The organism is Clostridium sediminicola (assembly GCF_050402865.1).
GTDB lineage: Bacteria > Bacillota > Clostridia > Clostridiales > Clostridiaceae > Clostridium_AF > Clostridium_AF sediminicola.
Genome location: NZ_BAABMF010000059.1, coordinates 1 through 1,462, shown reverse-complemented (window position 1 = coordinate 1,462; position 1,462 = coordinate 1). Strand labels below are relative to the sequence as shown.

1 protein-coding gene is annotated in these 1,462 nt (G+C 29.1%); it reads left to right on the top strand.

Translation table 11 applies throughout. From position 1 onward, the window contains the following. Positions 1–97: 97 nt before the first annotated feature. Entirely contained in the window at positions 98–1,423 is a 1,326-nt protein-coding gene (locus ACQ3F0_RS26680; protein ID WP_428868858.1) for an IS3 family transposase, read from the top strand. Positions 1,424–1,462: the final 39 nt, after the last annotated feature.

The following is a 1,462-nucleotide window of genomic DNA, read 5'->3' as shown; positions in this document are numbered from 1 at the left end:
TAAAATGGTACCTATAGAATGGACACTAAGAAAAGGTGTTTATTCTATAGGTATTTTTTTGTATACTTTATTTAGAAGAAAGAGAGGTTGAATTTAAATGAGTAAAATCACTTTCACTGAAGAAGATATCATTAAACTTAAAAAGAATAAATATGTAGAGAAAGTAACTGAACATTTAATCTTTTTTACATATGAATTTAAAGTATTATTTATAGAAGAATACTTGTCTGGTAAATTTCCAAGAGAAATTTTTGCAGAGAATGGAATTGATGAAAATATTATTGGACGCAAAAGAATTGAAAAAGCAGTGGAAAGATGGAAAAAAGCATATAAAAAAGATGGTCTTATAGGCTTGCAGAGTAGAAAATCATCAGTAGGCAGACCAATCTCCAGAGAACTTACTAAGGAAGAGATAATAGCTAAGCAAGAAGCTAAAATAAAATTACTTGAAGCGCAGGTAGAATTATTAAAAAAGCTAGACGTGAAAGAAAGGCAGGTGATACAAAAAAATAATAATCTCAGAAGCAGCGACATTTTTGAATTAATTAGAGAGATTATTGTGAAGTTTAAATTTAGAAATGTAGTAAGTTTCTTATGTAAAACTGCTGGTGTGTCAAGATCAGGTTATTATAATTATTTTAATTCTGAAAACGCAAGAATAGAGCGTGAACAACGTGATTTAAAAGATAGAAATTTAATCTTAAAAGCATTTAATCGACGAGGTTATAAGAAAGGTTCTAGATCTATAAAAATGATCTTAGAGAATGAATTTAAAATCATTTATAGCTTGAAACGTATCCGTAGGATTATGAAAAAATACGATATAGTATGTCCTCACAGAAAAGCAAATCCATATAGAAGAATTATTAAAGCAACAAAAGAACACCGTGTTGTAAAGAATATTTTAAACCGTGAATTTAAACAGGTTACGCCTGGAAAGGTTCTTCTAACTGATATAACATATCTAACATATTCTAATGGCAAAAGAGCATATTTATCAACAGTTAAAGATGGTTCGACGAATGAAATACTAGCTTATAGTGTTTCAGATAGATTAACACTTGATATAGCATTAGATACAGTAAAAAAGTTAGTTAAAAACAATCGTATAAAATTCCCTAAAGATGCCTTTATTCATTCAGATCAAGGAGGACATTATACAAGTCCAACTTTTCAACAACTGCTCAACAAATATAAATTAGGTCAATCAATGTCTCGTAGAGGGAATTGTTGGGACAACTCTCCTCAAGAATCTTTTTTTGGACATATGAAAGATGAGATAACTTTAAAATCTTGTACTTCATATCAAGCAGTTAAAAAAATGGTAGCAAACTATATAAGATATTACAATAATTATAGATATCAATGGAACCTAAACAAGATGACTCCTGTACAATACAGAAATCATCTCTTAGCATCTTAACACCCTTTTTAAATTGTCCTTGACATAGGTACCATTTTA